The organism is Streptomyces sp. NPDC028289, assembly GCF_055565975.1.
Genome location: NZ_JBVHTI010000006.1, coordinates 327,252 through 342,638 on the forward strand (window position 1 = coordinate 327,252; position 15,387 = coordinate 342,638).

The following is a 15,387-nucleotide window of genomic DNA, read 5'->3' on the forward strand; positions in this document are numbered from 1 at the left end:
GGCTACGAGCGGGAGAAGTGCGTGCTCAGCAGGGCCTTCAGCAGGTTCGGGTCGCGCTGGGTGTAGTAGGCGGCGCTCGCCACGAACACGTCACGGCCGCGTACCGCCAGCGAGGTCGGGTTGGACAGACCCTCCTGCACCGTCAGCACGCCGGCGTGGCTGCCGTCCGGGGCGACCAGCGCGACCTCGTTGGACGAGCTCAGCGCGGCGAGCACGAGGTCCGAGTGCCCGGGGAAGACGAAGTCGTCGACCCCGGTGAGGCCGGTCGCCCTCGTCCGGACCGCTCCCGCCGCGCCGTCCGCGCCGATCGGGATGCGCAGCAGGGTGCCCCGGTCGGTGTTGGTCACCCACACCGCGTCCTTGTGGACCTTGATCCCGTTGGCGCCGAAGCCGGTGGCCGACGGGAGCCCGGAGAGCGCGGTGCCCGTGGCCCAGGCCGTGGGCGTGCCGCCGGACCGGGGGATGCGCCAGACCGTGCCCAGTGCCGAGTCCGCCGCGTAGAGCATGCCGTGCTTCTCGTCGAGGGCCAGCCCGTTGGGCAGGCCGGCCACCGGCAGCTGGGCGATCTGTTCGGGCGTGCCGCCGCCTGCCGGGATGCGCCAGACGCCGGTCCTGTCGGTTCCGGTGGCGTAGTTGACGTACAGCGTGCCGTCGTGCGCGCGGGCGAGGCCGTGTGTGACCGCGCTGTTCACGAGCGGTGTCCGGGGGTTTCGCTCGTCGGGCAGGGTGGCGAGGACACGGACCCGGCGCTCCCGGGTGACCTTGACCACCTGTCGGGCGAACGCGAAGGACATGTCGACCGCGCCGCCCTGCTCGGCGACGATGCTCTCGGGTGTCTGTCCCTGGGCCAGATCGAAATGGGCGACGGTGTGGGGGCGGGAGAGGACCGGCTCGTCGCTCGCGGCCGGAACCGCCGCGAGCAGGCCGATCGCGACCACGGCCGGGGCGACGCCGGCCCGGCGGGGGAATCGGGGCATGTGACCTCTTTCGACGGGAGCGCAAGGCTCCGGCGTACCGGTCACACCAACATGACGCTTCCCCGTCCCCGGGCAGCGGCAGCCGGGGCCGCTACGTCGCCCGCCCGGCGCACGGCGTGGCCCCGCATGCCGCGCAGCCGGGTGACGGCCCCGGCGGCCCCGCTCAGTTCCACATGGGGTAGTTCATGACCTGCGTGTATCCCTCAGGCCTGGCACCGGCGTAGGTCAGGTTCAGCCGCGTGAAGTGCTGCACGTCGGGGTGCTTCGTCCAGGCCGTCGGGCGGTCGAGCCGTACGGTCACCGGGTACTTGTGGAACTTGCCGGCCGCGCAGTACGGCTTGCAGTCGTTCACCAGGTTCACGCCCTGGGCGACCGCCGTGCTGTCGTTCCACTGGGTCCAGTGCATGCCGGTCAGGAGGCTGTTGCCGTCGCCGCAGGCCAGTATGAAGTCGGTCGGCCGGTACCGCTGGTGCCAGAGGCAGTCGACGAGCACCGGGTGCTGGGCCGACGCCCGCGACGCGGAGGGTGTCGGCGGCGTCGCCGAGGCCGTCGTCATGCCCGCCGTGAGCAGCAGGGCCGCCCCGAGTCCGATCGCCGTTCCCACCACTGGTCTGCGCATGGTCGCTCCCGCCCGTTCCGCCGTACACGTTCCCTTCGACGCTACGACCGTCCTGCGGGATGTACCACTTGCGGCGTATTCGCCAGTCCGTTCATGTCGTGGTCCCCGGTGGAGCGGGAGGCGATCTGGGTGATCAGGCCGAGCACCAGGAAGACCCAGATCAGGACCTTGGCGGCGGTGTCCAGGACCAGGGGCCGGGTGGCGGAGCGCACCTCCTCCCCGGCGGCCGGCCGGTCGCCGAGGAGTCCCTTCGGGTAGACGGGGGTCAGCATGGTGGTGTACGCGCCGAACCGCATCCGGTAGCGGGCGACCGCGGCCGTCGCCCCGAAGACGGGCCCGGGCAGCCGCCCCAGCACGATCCCGATGATCCAGAAGATCCAGCCGACCGCGAACCAGCCGGTCGCCGCGAGGTTCGCGACGATCGCCGCCGGGATCATCAGGATCAGCCGGAACAGCACCGCCAGCCGGTTCAGGGTGGTGGGCCGCAGCTCGATCTGCACCGGGTGGTCGGGGGCGGTGAGGGCGAACGGCGGATACCGGTCCACCAGGAGCATGGAGCTGGCCGCGATCCGGGTCTCGTAGGCGAGGTACTTGCCGAGGAACGAGGCGATCGGGTCGGGCAGCCGGCCCAGCACGAGCGCCGCGAACCAGCCGGCCACCGTGGCGAAGAACGCCGCGATGCCGAGAACGACGAGCACGACGTACTGCGGGATCAGCAGCAGCCAGCGCAGCAGCACCGTCCAGCGGCGCTGCCGCGCCGGCGCGGGGAGGTCGAGGGCGGGCCGCCATTCGGGGCCGTCCGCCGTGGCGGGAGGGCGTGGTCCCCAGCTCTGCGTCATGAGTCCTCCCGGCGTCCGGCCGCGGCGGATGGCCTCTCCATCGTGCGGCGGAGCGACGGCCCCCGCCAGGGTGGACCGGGCGAACTCAGCCGTGTTTGACGGTCAGGCCGTAGAACGCGACCCGGGCGCCGTTGGTCGTGCTGTCGGAGGACGACTGGTTGTACGAGCCCGCCTTGAAGTACTGCTTGTACTGGTTGAAGGAGGACGGGATGGCGTAGTGCGTCGTAGTGCCGTTGACGGTCAGGTCGATGGTGTTCCCGCCGGAGACCGCGATGGTGTACGTCCAGGTCTTGCCGATCGACACGTGGCCCACGCTGTGCGGGGTCTGGCCGCCGTCCGGGGAGTTCTCGGTGCCGAGGACGATGTCGCCGTCGGAGTGGTAGTACAGCTCCAGCAGCGGCTTGGTGGAGGAGCCGCCGGTGCCGAGGTGGATCTGGCCCACGCACACGTTCTTGGTCACCGAGACCACCCGCAGCGTCGCGCTCATCCGGTGGCTGCCGCCCAGCGACCAGTTGGCGGCGCTGCCGTCCCGGTTCATCTCGCGCAGTTCGGAGCGGGCGTAGTTGGAGTTCGGGGTGGTGACGCCCTTCTCGGGCGCCCAGAAGGTCATCGCCCCGTCGCGGGTGTCGGTGTAGAAGTACGCGTCCTGGTAGCCGTTCGCGCCCTGCAGCCGGGACGAGGGGATGGTGGTCGGCGAGCCGGGGGAGCCGACCGGTTCCTGGAGCTGCCATACGGACAGGTCGAAGTTGCCGCCGGGCGCGACGTCCGGGTTCGCCGCGTCCGCGCTGCCGCCGGACAGGACGGTGAGGGCGAGGGCGAGGCCCGCGGCGGTGGGCGCCGCGAGCAGCCGGGGACGGTTCACGTGGGGGGTCCTTTCGTCAGATGGCTGCGCCCGGAGCTCACCCACGGCCGTTCATGTGTGTGAACTCTGGATGCATCCGTAACCGCCGATGACCCGTGAAACTAAAGGTCCGGACCAGTCCCGTCAAGGGTTCAGCAGGCGCCCTCGTCCTGCCAGGGGCCCCACTCGGAGGCGCCGGGCACCTCGTTCTGGGTCCACCACTTGGCCTTCCAGTTGTGGCTGTTGTAGGAGACCTCGTTCCCGGCCGTGTACACGGCTGTAGAGCTCCAGGCGGTCTTGCAGGAGGTGGGCGTGGGTGTCGGCGTGGGGGTGGGGGTGGGTGTGGTGGTCGGCGGGGTGACTCCGGCGAACTTCACCGAGTACGTGGCGAAGTCCCAGGCGCCCTGTGCCACGCTGGAGCAGGTCCCGGACGTGGTGCCGTTGTTGTCGACCGGGGTGCACTGGCGGTCGCGGTTCAGGGACCAGAACGTGAAGCGGTCCATGTTGTGGCTCGTCGCGTAGTCGAGCACGGTCTGGAAGTCGGCCTGGGTGAAGTACTCGCCGGTGTCGCTGCGGCCGTTCATCCCGGAGAAGCCCTCGTGGGCGTAGGCGGTCGCCTGGTCCCAGCCGAAGGTGGACTGCAGGATCGAGTTGAAGTTGGTGAGCGCGCTGGTCTGCGAGGCCGCCCCGCTGAACCCGCCGTCGAACGGCATGATGGAGAAGTTGTTGGGCGTGAACCCCTGCGACTTCGCCTCCAGCAGCATCTGCTTGCCGAACCAGCCGGTGCCGTCCGCCGTACCGGCCGTCGTCACCGACACGTACAGACCCGGGTTGTTCTGCTGGAGGATCTTCGCGGCGCCGATCTCGTTCTTGATCGCGGCGGTGTTCTCGTACTCCGGCTCCTCCAGGTCGAAGTCGATGGCGTGCAGTCCGTACTTGGTGACGACCTGCTGGTAGGCCGCCGCGGTGGAGGCCGCGTCCGCGCAGGTCTGCCCCAGCTTGGTGCCGCCGTAGCCGCCGATGGAGACGGAGACGTCGCCGCCCTTGGCCCGGATCGTGTTGATCACCGACTGGACGGCGGTGTCCGAGGAGACCGCCGCCGTGCCGCCCCAGGTGGGCGAGCAGCCGCCGCCGTTGGGGGCCAGGACGAACGCCAGCTGGAAGGCCTTGAGACCGGTGGCGTCCATGATGGCGGCCGCGTCCGGCGGGTTGTTGTCCAGTGGCATCAGGTAGGGGGCGGCCGCGTACCACCGGTTGCTCAGTGCGGTGGTCGCGCCCGAGGCGTTGCTCGCGACGAGCGCGGTGGTGCCGGCGGCGGCGAGGGTGACGGCGGCAGCCGCGCCCAGACATGCGCGAAGGGGTCTCACTGGTGCCTCCAGGGGGCCGGGGAGGTGGGGTGGGTCCCAGCTTCCGGAGGTGTCGCGGTCACGTCAATGAATTGGACTGGACCAAAGCCCACTTTGGACTAGACCATACGATTTCTTTACTTGGCGGGGCGGAGCAGTTCCAGCCTCCCGAACCGCACCTTCACGCCGGGTGACCAGAGCACGCTGACCGGCGGTCCCGGCATCGCCGGCAGGCCCGCTGCCTCCATCAACTCGTCGTCCAGGCCGAGGAGTTCCGCCCGGTGCAGCGGCCAGGGCGCATGCTCGTTCGGCAGGTGCGCGGTACGGCCGTGCCAGGTCGCGTGCAGCCCCCAGCGCGCGGTCAGGAAGTGCTCCAGCGGCGAGGGCTCGGCGATCGGCGCCCCGATCCGCACGACCGCCCGGCTCGCGGCCGCCGGGCGTCGCCGGCGGCAGGTATAGGTCACGACATCGCCCTCGCGGTGCAGCCGCATCGCTGACCAGAGGTACGGCAGCCGGAACCCCAGCCGCCCCACCAGTACCGGGAGCAGCCGGGTCGCGTCGAGCGACCTGAACACCACCCCACGGCGGCCGTGCCCGTCCACCGAGTACAGCCGTACGTTCGTCTCGCAGAAGGTGCCCAGATACGGCAGCCCCGGCCCCGGCCCGAAGCCCGTGCCCCGCATCAGGAACGGGACGAGCCCGACGTAGGTGACCCCGTCCAGGGTGTCCGGCCGGGTGCCGGCGGGCAGCAGTCCCGCCACCTTCTCCGGCTCCACCGGCCAGTGCAGAAAGGTCAGCTGGTGCCACCCCTGCACCATCGTCGGCCACCGTACGGGCCGCGGGGTGGACGGGGTTGTGGGCTCGGTCGCCACGGTCTCCATGGCACCGGTGATAGCACGCCAGTGCGATCCGATGGGAGCGTTCCGGGCGGGCGCGGCGGAGCCGGTCCGGTCGCCGCACAGCTCTTCCGTGGCGGGCCGGCCCGCCGGATCCGGCTCGCGACCGGCCCGCGGTCCGGTCGCCGCTCCCGCCTTGGGCTCACCCGCAAGACCTTCGGCGGCCTCCGGACCGGCCTCTCCGGACGCGTCCTGGACAGCGGCGGCTCAATCCGTCCCCGGCCGGTACGCGGCGGGTGAGGTCGCCGGCTCCGGCGGCGGCGACCTGACGGCGGTCCGGCGGCGGTCCGACGGAAAGGGCCGGGAAAGTACGGGTCTCTCCACCCCCAACCTGCCCCGGCAGTGGCACCCTTGACAGCGTGCGTACTGTTTCGCGACGTTTGAGCGACACCTCCGGACCGGCGACCCCGTCGCCGGTTCCGGAACGAAGGTGTACAGCGGGGAACAGGAGCTGTTCGTAGAAACGGCAGAACGCGGAAGACGCGTTATGGGGGGAGCGGTCGCCATGCGATCCAGAGGCCAGTGCAGAGGTCCTTCCGGGAGCCGGCCCGGAAGCCATGCTTCAGACATCTCGTCAGCCGAAGGGCGGTTGATCTGAGGTGGACATCACGATCCACAGACCCGGCGAGCTGACCGAGCCGCTCCGCCGGGCCTGGCACGGCGCGATGGACGAGTCGCCGGAGTACGCCAACCCCTTTCTGGCCCCGGAGTTCACCATCGGCGTCGGCAGACACCGGGCCGGCGTACGGGTGGCGGTCCTGCGCGCGGACGGGGAGCCCGTCGGCTTCCTCCCGTACGAGCGCAACGCCCTCGGCGTCGGCCGGGCCGTCGGCCTCGGCCTCTCCGACTGCCAGGCGCTCGTGCACCGGCCCGGAGTCACCTGGGACGCCCAGGAACTGCTGAGCGCCTGCGGGATGTCCATCTTCGAGTTCGACCACCTGGTCGCCGAGCAGAGACCTTTCGCCCCCCATGTGACCGGCACCTTCGCCTCGCCGGTGATCGACGTGAAGCCCGGCGACGGCGGATACCCCGAGTGGCTGCGCGCCACCTACCCGGGCCTGGCGAAGACGACGCTGAAGAAGGAACGGCGCCTCGGCCGCGACATCGGCGACCTGCGCTTCGAGTTCGACGAGCGCGACCCGGCGGCCCTGCGCACCCTGATGCGCTGGAAGTCCGCCCAGTACCGGCGGACCGGCCGCATGGACCGCTTCGCCCGCCCCTGGATCGTCGACCTCGTGGACCACCTCTTCCACGTCCGCGAGGAACACTTCACCGGCGTGCTGTCCGTGCTCTACGCCGGCGACCGGCCGGTGGCCGCGCACTTCGGCCCGCGCTCGGCCACCGTACTCGCCGCCTGGTTCACCGCCTACGACCCCGAACTGCACTACTACTCACCGGGGTTGATGATGCATCTGCGTACCGCCGAATCGGCTGCGCGCGGCGGTGTCACCCTTGTCGACCTCGGACGCGGCGACAAGGAGTACAAGGACTGGCTCAAGACCCGCGAACTGCGGGTGGGGGAGGGGTTCGCCACCCGAACCCACCCGGTGGCCGCGGCGCACCGCCTGTGGCGCCGGCCGGTCCGCGGCCTGCGCAACACCGTCCTCGCCCATCCCCGGCTGCGCGAACCGGCGGACCGGCTGCTCAGGACGGTCGGCACGCTGCGCGCGTCCCGCCGCCCGGACGGCCTGCGCAAGGGGTGAACCGACCCGCGCGGCGGCGGCCGGCGATGCCCGTCCGTCGCCGCGTGGCGGACCGCTCGCCCGCCGTTCGCACTATGATCCTGTAAAGGTGAGAACCAGGGGTTTGCCCTGCTAAGGATGGAGCCTCGGCCGGAGTGATCCATGCCCCGCAAGCGTTCAACGGACGACGACGAGCTGCTGGCCAGACTGAGGTCGCTCACCGCCCAGGCACGCGAGCGGGCCGAGTACCAGCGTTCCCAGGTCGAGCTGGCCGTCGCCCTCCAGCGTGGCATGCTGCCCCGGGACCTGCCCGACACCCCCCGCTTCCATCTGGCCGTCCGGTACGCGCCCGCCTGCTACGGGCTGAACGTGGGCGGTGACTGGTACGACGCCTTCACGCTGCCCGACGGCCACATCGGCCTGACCATAGGCGACGTCCAGGGGCACAACATCGAGGCGGCCGCCTTCATGGGCCAGGTCCGGGCGGCCCTGCGGGCGCTGGCCTCGGTGACCGGCGAGCCCGCCGAACTGCTCGCCCGCACCAACGACCTGCTGGTGTCCCTGGGCACCGACCTCTTCGCGACCTGCACCTTCATGCGGCTCGACCCGGAGACCGGGGTCCTGGAGAGCGCCCGGGCCGGCCACGTCCCGTTCGTGTGGGCCACCGCCGACGGGAAGTCCGGGCTGGGGGAGGACGAGGGCGGACCGCCGCTGGGCATCGAGCCGGGCATCGAGTACCCCGTGGCCCGCCACCGGCTCACCACCGGCGGCATGGTCGTGCTGCTCACGGACGGGGTGGTGGAGGGGCCGTCGATGCCCATCGAGGAGGGCCTCGACCAGGTGGTACGGCTCGCGGGTGTCGCCGCCGTCGCCGGTCTCGAGGCGCAGTCCCTGGCCGCCGCCGTGATCAAGGGCGCGGAACGGGTGGGCCACGAGGACGACGCGGCCGTGCTGGTCATGGGCCACGACGACCTGGACCCCACGCCGTAGCCTCCGGGACCGGCGCGCACCCGCCGGGCCGGCCGCGGACGGCTCCCGCCTCGCCGGGACGGCCGCCGCGGTGTGTGATGGCTGGTGTGGTGGGTAACCAGGAGCTGCGCCGGGCGGCCGTCTTCGCCCTGCGGACGCTGGCCGTCGCCACCTGCTACTTCGCGGCGGGACGGCTCGGCCTGCTGTGCCGGCTCACCGTCGAGGGCGCCGTCTTCACCCCCATCTATCCGCCGACCGGCGTGGCGCTGGCCTGTCTGCTGGTCCTCGGCCTGGGCTGCTGGCCGGGCGTCACGCTCGGCGCCCTCCTCCTCGTGCTGTCGATCGGCCCGCCCGGGCCCGACCTCCTGGGCATCCTCGTCGGCAACACGGCCGGCCCGGTCTGTGCCTTCGTGCTGCTGCGCCGGGTCGGCTTCCGCACCGACCTGAGCCGATTGCGCGACGGCCTCGCCCTGGTATTCCTCGGCGCGCTCGCCGCCATGCTGGTCAGCTCAACCGTCGACGTGGTCACGCTGATCCTCGCCGGCAAGCTCGACGCGACCCACTTCTGGCCCATCTGGCTGGCGTGGTGGGTGGGCGACGCGATGGGTGTCCTGCTCGTCACCCCGGTCCTGCTGGTGCTGTTCGAAACCCGTCGGCCCCCGTCCACGGCCCGCTGGAAGGAGGCCCTGGCCCTCGTGGTCGTCGCGGCCGGCCTGCTCCCGCTGGCCACGCTCAGCTCCTTGAGCGCGCTGTTCCTCGCCTATCCGCTGCTGATCTGGGCCGCGCTGCGGTTCCGGCTGGCGGGGAGCGTGCTGTGCGCCCTGTTCACGTCGGTCGTGGCCGCGGTCGCCGCGACGGACGGGGTCGGCGCGTTCGCGCACCTGTCCCCCGTCGAGGTGATGCTGAAGCTGCAGCTGTTCAACGGCTCGCTGGCCCTGACCGCACTGCTGCTGTCGGTCGTCATCACCGAGCAGCACAACACCCGGCACTCCGTCGCGGAGGCCTGCAAGGAGCTGGCCGAGGCCCTGGAACACCTCACCGCGCACGAGTCCCCGGCCGGGCGCGCCCCGCCGCAGGCGGAACGACGGCGCGAGCGCGGCGCGCGGTGACCGACGGCACGGGGGACCGGGCGAGCCGCCCGGTCCCCCGGTGGAAAACGCCGGTCCGGGATCAGACGGTGCCGCTCGCCGTGATCTCGACCTTGGCCTTGGGGGCGCCGCTCTGCGAGCCGTAGCTCTCGATCCTGTCGACGATGTCCTGACCCTCGACGACCTCACCGAAGACCACGTGCTTGCCGTCCAGCCAGGACGTCACGACGGTGGTGACGAAGAACTGCGAGCCGTTGGTGTTCTTGCCCGCGTTGGCCATGCTGAGCAGGTACGGACGGTCGTGCTTGAGGTCGAAGTTCTCGTCCTTGAACTTCTCGCCGTAGATGCTCTTGCCGCCGGTGCCGTCACCCCGGGTGAAGTCACCGCCCTGGAGCATGAACTGGGGGATGATCCGGTGGAAGCCGGAACCGGCGTACCCGAAGCCGTGCTGCCCGGTGGCGAGCTCACGGAAGTTGCGGGCCGTGTCGGGCACCACCTTGTCGAACAGGCTGAACACGATCCGGCCGACCGGCTCGTTGTTGATCGAGATGTCGAAATAAACGTTGTCGCTCATGCAGGTCAACCTATCGCGAACCGTCCCCCGGTCCTCCCCATGGGGCCGCACAGCCCGGGGTGTCGGGGTGCGGGGGCCGCTCAGGGGCCCACCAGGGTGTCCAGGAGCTCCCGGCCGGCGGGCCAGTCGCCGAGCCCGCTCGCGGAGTTGAGGTGTCCGTGCGTCCCGACGGAGTGCCTGCGCGCACCCCATCCCGCGGCCAGCGCGGCGGAGGCCGCGGCGCCGCCGTACGGGTCGTCGTCGCTCGCCACCACCAGGGCCGGGCCGGGCAGCGGGCGGGCGGTCAGCTCCAGGAAGGTCGGCGCGGCCGCACCCGGGAACGCCGGTCCCCGCGGGTCGGGCGGCGCGGCCAGGAACGCCGGGACCCGGCCGGGCCGGGCCCGCGCCAGCCACTCGGCGGCCGCCCAGCAGCCGAGGCTGTGCGCCACCAGCGCCACCCGGCCGTCCCGTGCGACGGCGACGTCATGGGCGGCCTGCACCGCGGCGACCCAGTCCCGCAGGTCGGGCCGGGTCCACGAGCCCGGGGCGATGCGCACCGCCGCGTCGCCCCACGCCTGCTCCCACCGGCTCTGCCAGTGCCTGTCGTCCGACCCGTCGATCCCGGGGATGATGACGTACGCGACCACCGCCGACCGCCCTTTCCGTCGTGACCCGGCGCTGCCCGGGTCCGTCCTGGGGGCGATTCTGCACGGACCAGTGGCGGCGGCACGGCCCGGCAAGTGATCCAGAGGAAAGTGGGGACGACGACGATGGAATCACTCGACGACATCGACCGGGCCATCCTGGAACTGCTCCAGACCGACGGCCGGCTCACCGGAGCCGAGGTCGGGCGGCGGGTCGGGCTCTCCCAGCCGGCGGCGGGCGCCCGGATCCAGCGGCTGGAGAAGAGCGGTGTCATCACCGGCTACCGGGCCGTCGTCGCCCCCGCCGCGCTCGGGCTCAACATCCACGCCGTGGTCCGGCTGCGCACCACGCACGCGCAACTGCCGATGGCGCTCGCCCTCGCCGCCCGGACCCAGGAGGTCGTCTCGACGCTCCGGGTGACCGGCGAGGACTGCCTGCTCTTCGACGTGCACTGCACCCACGCAGAACGCCTGGAGGAGGTCGTGGACTCCCTGGCCCGCCACGGTCCGGTCACCACGTCCCTCGTGCTGCGCGGCTACCCGCCCAAGACGCTGCCCACGAACCCCTAGGCGCGAACTCTCAGTAGCGCCGTTCCAGCCGGTCGAGCACCGCCTGTGCCATGGCCGCCTCGCCCTTGGCGTTGGGGTGGGCGGGGGCGGCCGGGGAGGTCGGCTGGAGGGGCTCGATCCAGCGGTCGGCGGGGGCCTTGCACATGTCGTGGCCGACGGTCGGCCCGTACGTGTCCACGTACCGGGCGCCGTTCCAGGCGGCGACCATGCGCAGCATGAGGTTCAGCCGGTTGCCGGTGTCCCGGAGATAGGGGAAGTCCTTGGCCGCGAAGGGCACCGTCGGGTAGCAGCCGCTGCCGTCGTCGGGCAGCAGGTCGGGGTAGCCGACGACCAGGATCCGGGCGTGCGGGGCCCGGGCGCGGATCGCCCGCAGCACCTTGTCGACCTTGGGCGCGGTCTGCGCGATGGTGACCGTCAGCTGGTCGGTGCCGGACGCGTTGTAGTACTGCTGGCAGGGGTTGCCCGTCAGGTCCTTGGAGCTGAGGGCCGCGCAGGTGCCGATGATCGAGCTGAACCCGATGTCGTTGCCGCCGATCTGGACGGTCACCAGGTCGGTGCTCCGCTGGACGGCGTCGAGCTGGGGGCCGTTGGTGCCCTGCGCCTTCCACATCTCGGCGGTCGTCGCGCCGGCACAGCTCACGTCCTTGAACGCGCTCACGTGCCGGGCCGCCGCCACCAGCGAGGGGTAGTTGTGGTCGGAGCGGGCGCAGTTGGCGTCCACCTGCGTCGGGATGACCGGGCCCGAGGTGTAGGAGTCGCCGAGCGCCACATAACTGGTGCCGCGGTCGTGGCCGGGGCCGTGGCCGCCGCCGTGCGCCGCGGCCGGTGTCGTGGACGCGGCCACCAGGGCGCAGCCGCCCAGCGCCGCCGCCACGGTGGCCTTCCGCCGGTGCCGTCTGGCCGGACCGTCGGACGGGATGCCGTACGCCATGGAGTTCCCCCCTGGAACCGGGACGCGCACGGAACCGGTCCCGACGGGCGGCCCGCACGCGTGTGTCGGTGGTCTGTATACCGCCCGGTAGGAGTCCGTAGCCAGAGGTCGGACGCAAGGAACTGGATCGAGTAACCCGCCCTGCCCGCAAGGGCATCCGGTCCGGGCGGCGGCCCGGCGGCGTCCCCTGCGATGGAAGTTGGAAACCGATCGGTTTACGATGGGCGGCACCGAAGGAAACCGATCGGTTTCCGATCTCTGCGCACGTCTGGGAGTGTGAGTGTCATGACCGCGATCAAGGACTCCGTCGTCCTCGTCACCGGCGGCAGCCGAGGCGTCGGAAAGGCGCTGGTGGAAGAGCTGTACGCGCGCGGCGCCGGCAAGGTCTACGCCACCGCCCGCGACCCGCGCTCCGTCACCCACCCCGACGCGGTGGCGCTGCCCCTGGAGGTCACCGACCCCGCTTCCGTGGCCGCCGTCGTCGAGCAGGCGCAGGACGTCACGGTCCTGGTCAACAACGCCGGGATCGCCCTCGGTACCGAGTTCCTGACCTCGCCGCTCGACGACATCCGTCGCGAGTTCGAGATCAACTTCTACGGCCCGCTGCTGCTCGCCCGCGCCTTCGTCCCCGTCATCGAGCGCAACGGCGGCGGCCACCTCCTGAACGTCCACTCGGTGCTGTCCTGGGTCGCCGAGGGCGGCGCCTACAGTGCCTCGAAGGCGGCGTTCTGGTCGCAGACCAACAGCCTGCGCCTCGCGCTCAAGCCGCGCGGCATCGGCGTCACCGGCCTGCACATGGGCTACGTGGACACCGACATGGCCGCGCATGCCGACGGGCCGAAGGCGAAGCCCGAGGACATCGCGGCGGCGGCGCTCGACGGCGTGGAGTCGGGTGCCTACGAGGTACTGGCCGACGATGTCACCCGCTGGGCCAAGGGCGCCCTGTCGGGCGACCTCGGCGCCATGTACGCGCAGCGCGGCCTGTGACGGGGGCCGGCGTCGGTCCCGTGGCGGTCCCCGTGACCTGCCGCGGGACCGCGGCGGCCGAAAAACCCCCGTCCGAAGGCTTGTCGCCCAGTTGCCTCACCACTTAAATCAAAACCTGAACTAAGCCGTGCGATGCGGTCGTTGTCCGCACCGTCACGTCCACCTCAGGGAGCCGCTGATGAGACGACTGAGATCCTTGGGCGTAGTGCTCGCCGCCATGGCCGCGCTGCTCGCCCTGCCCACCGCCCACGCGCCGGCCGCCCGAGCCGCCGACGCCGCGCTGTCGCAAGGGAAGACGGCCACCGCCTCCTCCGAGGAGAACGCCGGGACCACCGCCGCGAACGCGGTCGACGGCAACACCGGCACCCGCTGGTCGTCCGCGTTCACCGACGACCAGTGGCTCCTGGTCGACCTCGGCGCCACCGCCCAGGTCAACCAGGTGGTCCTCGACTGGGAGACCGCCTACGGCAAGGACTACAAGGTCCAGATCTCCTCGGACGGCAGCAACTGGACCGACCTGCAGTCCGTGACCGGCGGCGACGGCGGCACCGACACCCTCACCGTCTCCGGGCAGGGCCGCTACGTCCGGATGCTCGGCGTGCACCGCGCCACCCAGTGGGGCTACTCGCTCTGGGAGTTCCAGGTCTACGGGACCACCACCGGCACGCCCCCGGTCCAGGGCGGCGGCGACCTCGGCCCCGACGTGATCGTCGTCGACCCGTCCACGCCGAACCTCCAGGCGAAGTTCGACTCCGTCTTCGCCCAGCAGGAGTCGGCCCAGTTCGGCACCGGCCGCTACCAGTTCCTGCTCAAGCCGGGCACCTACAACGGCATCAACGCCCAGATCGGCTTCTACACCTCGATCTCCGGGCTCGGCCTCAACCCCGACGACACCCAGATCAACGGTGACGTCACGGTCGACGCCGGCTGGTTCAACGGCAACGCCACCCAGAACTTCTGGCGTTCGGCGGAGAACCTCGCCATCACGCCGTCCAACGGCACCGACCGGTGGGCCGTGGCTCAGGCGGCCCCCTTCCGCCGTATCCACGTCAAGGGCGGCCTCAACCTCGCGCCGAACGGCTACGGCTGGGCCTCCGGCGGCTACATCGCCGACTCGAAGATCGACGGCACGGTCGGCCCGTACTCCCAGCAGCAGTGGTACACCCGCGACAGCTCGGTCGGCGGCTGGACCAACGGCGTCTGGAACATGACCTTCTCCGGGGTCCAGGGCGCACCCGCGACCGACTTCGCGACCGGCTCCTACACCACGCTGGACAACACCCCGGTCTCGCGTGAGAAGCCCTTCCTGTACCTGGACGGCAGCACCTACAAGGTCTTCGTCCCCGCCAAGCGCACGAACGCCCGGGGCGTCTCCTGGCCGGCGAACGCGGGCACCTCCCTCCCGCTGGACCAGTTCTACGTCGTCAAGCCCGGCGCCACGGCCGCCACCATCAACCAGGCTCTCTCCCAGGGCCTCAACCTCCTGTTCACCCCGGGCATCTACCACCTCGACCGGACCATCGACGTCACCCGCGCCAACACGGTGGTCCTCGGCCTCGGCCTCGCCACCCTCGTCCCGGACAACGGGGTCGACGCCATGCACGTCGCCGACGTCGACGGCGTCAGGCTCGCCGGGTTCCTCATCGACGCGGGCACCGTCAACTCCGACACGCTGCTGCGGATCGGCGACCCCGGCTCCACCGCCGACCACTCCGCCAACCCCACCACCATGCAGGACGTGTTCGTCCGCATCGGCGGCGCCGGACCCGGCCTCGCCACCAACTCGGTCGTGGTCAACAGCAACAACGTGATCATCGACCACACCTGGCTGTGGCGCGCCGACCACGGCAGCGGAGTCGGCTGGACCACCAACCGCGCCGACTACGGCCTGCGCGTCAACGGCAACGACGTCCTCGCCACCGGCCTGTTCGTCGAGCACTTCAACAAGTACGACGTCTACTGGAACGGCGAACGCGGCCGCACGATCTTCTTCCAGAACGAGAAGGCGTACGACGCCCCGAACGTCGCCGCCATCACCCACGACGGCGTCGTCGGCTACGCGGCCTACAAGGTCGCCGACACCGTGACCACCCACGAGGCCTGGGGCCTGGGAAGCTACTGCAACTACACGGCCGATCCCACGATCGTGCAGTCCAACGGCTTCCAGGTGCCGACCGGTTCGGGGATCAGGATGCACGACCTGCTGGTGATCTCCCTGGGCGGCATGGGCCAGTACGCCCACGTCGTCAACACCACCGGATCGCCGACCTCGGGGACCAGTACCACCCCGTCCAAGGTGGTCCAGTTCCCGTAGCCGGGCCGGGTTCGGCAGCGCCCCGTAAGGGGCGCTGGGGGTACCCCGGCCGAAGGCTGGGGGAGGAACTGCGCGACCGGCCACGATGGCGCCGCAGTCGGCAAACGGCATGTCGCGGCACTTCCGGCGGA

At 71.4% G+C, this 15,387-nt stretch carries 15 protein-coding genes; 6 read left to right on the top strand and 9 right to left on the bottom strand.

The window, feature by feature from the left end; all coding sequences use genetic code 11:
* Positions 1–2 precede the first annotated feature (2 nt).
* From ACZ4UV_RS30665 to ACZ4UV_RS30690, 6 genes are all read right to left on the bottom strand, one after another.
* A complete protein-coding gene (locus tag ACZ4UV_RS30665; RefSeq protein WP_467842225.1) occupies positions 3–977 on the bottom strand; it encodes an SMP-30/gluconolactonase/LRE family protein in 975 nt (324 codons plus the stop codon).
* Positions 978–1,140: 163 nt separating this feature from the next.
* Positions 1,141–1,596, bottom strand: coding sequence for a hypothetical protein (locus ACZ4UV_RS30670; RefSeq protein WP_390035917.1), 456 nt, complete (start codon positions 1,594–1,596; stop codon positions 1,141–1,143).
* 41 nt (positions 1,597–1,637) lie between these two features.
* Entirely contained in the window at positions 1,638–2,435 is a 798-nt protein-coding gene (locus ACZ4UV_RS30675) for a DUF4389 domain-containing protein (RefSeq protein ID WP_467842229.1), read from the bottom strand.
* A gap of 85 nt (positions 2,436–2,520) precedes the next feature.
* Positions 2,521–3,297: a polysaccharide lyase family 7 protein gene (locus tag ACZ4UV_RS30680; RefSeq protein WP_390035914.1), complete on the bottom strand. Its 777-nt coding sequence runs from the start codon at positions 3,295–3,297 to the stop codon at positions 2,521–2,523.
* A 131-nt stretch (positions 3,298–3,428) separates the two neighbouring features.
* Positions 3,429–4,643 (bottom strand): carbohydrate-binding protein, encoded by a 1,215-nt coding sequence (locus ACZ4UV_RS30685; RefSeq protein ID WP_467842233.1) that lies wholly within the window; start codon positions 4,641–4,643, stop codon positions 3,429–3,431.
* Between the two features lie 116 nt (positions 4,644–4,759).
* On the bottom strand, positions 4,760–5,503 hold the full coding sequence (locus tag ACZ4UV_RS30690; protein ID WP_467842236.1) for a YqjF family protein: 744 nt from the start codon (positions 5,501–5,503) through the stop codon (positions 4,760–4,762).
* 614 nt (positions 5,504–6,117) lie between these two features.
* Here ACZ4UV_RS30690 and ACZ4UV_RS30695 point away from each other — a divergent pair.
* The 3 genes from ACZ4UV_RS30695 to ACZ4UV_RS30705 all read left to right on the top strand — a co-directional run bounded on the left by ACZ4UV_RS30695 (position 6,118) and on the right by ACZ4UV_RS30705 (position 9,278).
* Positions 6,118–7,221, top strand: coding sequence for a GNAT family N-acetyltransferase (locus ACZ4UV_RS30695; protein ID WP_451017672.1), 1,104 nt, complete (start codon positions 6,118–6,120; stop codon positions 7,219–7,221).
* Between the two features lie 141 nt (positions 7,222–7,362).
* The gene (locus ACZ4UV_RS30700; RefSeq protein WP_451017673.1) at positions 7,363–8,190 is read left to right on the top strand and encodes a PP2C family protein-serine/threonine phosphatase; all 828 of its coding nucleotides are present in this window, start codon (positions 7,363–7,365) and stop codon (positions 8,188–8,190) included.
* A gap of 86 nt (positions 8,191–8,276) precedes the next feature.
* Positions 8,277–9,278 (top strand): MASE1 domain-containing protein, encoded by a 1,002-nt coding sequence (locus ACZ4UV_RS30705; RefSeq protein ID WP_451017674.1) that lies wholly within the window; start codon positions 8,277–8,279, stop codon positions 9,276–9,278.
* Between the two features lie 61 nt (positions 9,279–9,339).
* Here ACZ4UV_RS30705 and ACZ4UV_RS30710 read toward each other — a convergent pair whose 3' ends face one another.
* Both ACZ4UV_RS30710 and ACZ4UV_RS30715 read right to left on the bottom strand, forming a co-directional pair.
* Positions 9,340–9,831, bottom strand: coding sequence for a peptidylprolyl isomerase (locus tag ACZ4UV_RS30710; RefSeq protein ID WP_451017675.1), 492 nt, complete (start codon positions 9,829–9,831; stop codon positions 9,340–9,342).
* Between the two features lie 80 nt (positions 9,832–9,911).
* Positions 9,912–10,457, bottom strand: coding sequence for an RBBP9/YdeN family alpha/beta hydrolase (locus ACZ4UV_RS30715; RefSeq protein ID WP_390035900.1), 546 nt, complete (start codon positions 10,455–10,457; stop codon positions 9,912–9,914).
* 123 nt (positions 10,458–10,580) lie between these two features.
* Between ACZ4UV_RS30715 and ACZ4UV_RS30720 the strand changes: the two genes are divergently transcribed.
* A complete protein-coding gene (locus tag ACZ4UV_RS30720) occupies positions 10,581–11,024 on the top strand; it encodes an Lrp/AsnC family transcriptional regulator (RefSeq protein ID WP_451022641.1) in 444 nt (147 codons plus the stop codon).
* 10 nt (positions 11,025–11,034) lie between these two features.
* On the opposite strand, the gene ACZ4UV_RS30725 is transcribed toward ACZ4UV_RS30720, so the two are convergent.
* The gene (locus ACZ4UV_RS30725) at positions 11,035–11,955 is read right to left on the bottom strand and encodes an SGNH/GDSL hydrolase family protein (RefSeq protein WP_451022642.1); all 921 of its coding nucleotides are present in this window, start codon (positions 11,953–11,955) and stop codon (positions 11,035–11,037) included.
* A 285-nt stretch (positions 11,956–12,240) separates the two neighbouring features.
* Here ACZ4UV_RS30725 and ACZ4UV_RS30730 point away from each other — a divergent pair, with 285 nt between their 5' ends.
* Both ACZ4UV_RS30730 and ACZ4UV_RS30735 read left to right on the top strand, forming a co-directional pair.
* Positions 12,241–12,942, top strand: coding sequence for an SDR family oxidoreductase (locus ACZ4UV_RS30730; RefSeq protein ID WP_451022643.1), 702 nt, complete (start codon positions 12,241–12,243; stop codon positions 12,940–12,942).
* Positions 12,943–13,120: 178 nt separating this feature from the next.
* Entirely contained in the window at positions 13,121–15,256 is a 2,136-nt protein-coding gene (locus ACZ4UV_RS30735) for a discoidin domain-containing protein (protein WP_451022644.1), read from the top strand.
* The last annotated feature ends 131 nt before the right edge of the window (positions 15,257–15,387 follow it).

Coding starts and splice junctions, on each gene's coding strand:
- ACZ4UV_RS30720 (WP_451022641.1), top strand. CDS start 10,581: ATGGAATCACTCGACGACATCGACCGGGCCATCCTGGAACTGCTCCAG.
- ACZ4UV_RS30735 (WP_451022644.1), top strand. CDS start 13,121: ATGAGACGACTGAGATCCTTGGGCGTAGTGCTCGCCGCCATGGCCGCG.
- ACZ4UV_RS30710 (WP_451017675.1), bottom strand. CDS start 9,831: ATGAGCGACAACGTTTATTTCGACATCTCGATCAACAACGAGCCGGTC.
- ACZ4UV_RS30670 (WP_390035917.1), bottom strand. CDS start 1,596: ATGCGCAGACCAGTGGTGGGAACGGCGATCGGACTCGGGGCGGCCCTG.
- ACZ4UV_RS30665 (WP_467842225.1), bottom strand. CDS start 977: ATGCCCCGATTCCCCCGCCGGGCCGGCGTCGCCCCGGCCGTGGTCGCG.
- ACZ4UV_RS30675 (WP_467842229.1), bottom strand. CDS start 2,435: ATGACGCAGAGCTGGGGACCACGCCCTCCCGCCACGGCGGACGGCCCC.
- ACZ4UV_RS30725 (WP_451022642.1), bottom strand. CDS start 11,955: ATGGCGTACGGCATCCCGTCCGACGGTCCGGCCAGACGGCACCGGCGG.
- ACZ4UV_RS30730 (WP_451022643.1), top strand. CDS start 12,241: ATGACCGCGATCAAGGACTCCGTCGTCCTCGTCACCGGCGGCAGCCGA.
- ACZ4UV_RS30700 (WP_451017673.1), top strand. CDS start 7,363: ATGCCCCGCAAGCGTTCAACGGACGACGACGAGCTGCTGGCCAGACTG.
- ACZ4UV_RS30690 (WP_467842236.1), bottom strand. CDS start 5,503: ATGGAGACCGTGGCGACCGAGCCCACAACCCCGTCCACCCCGCGGCCC.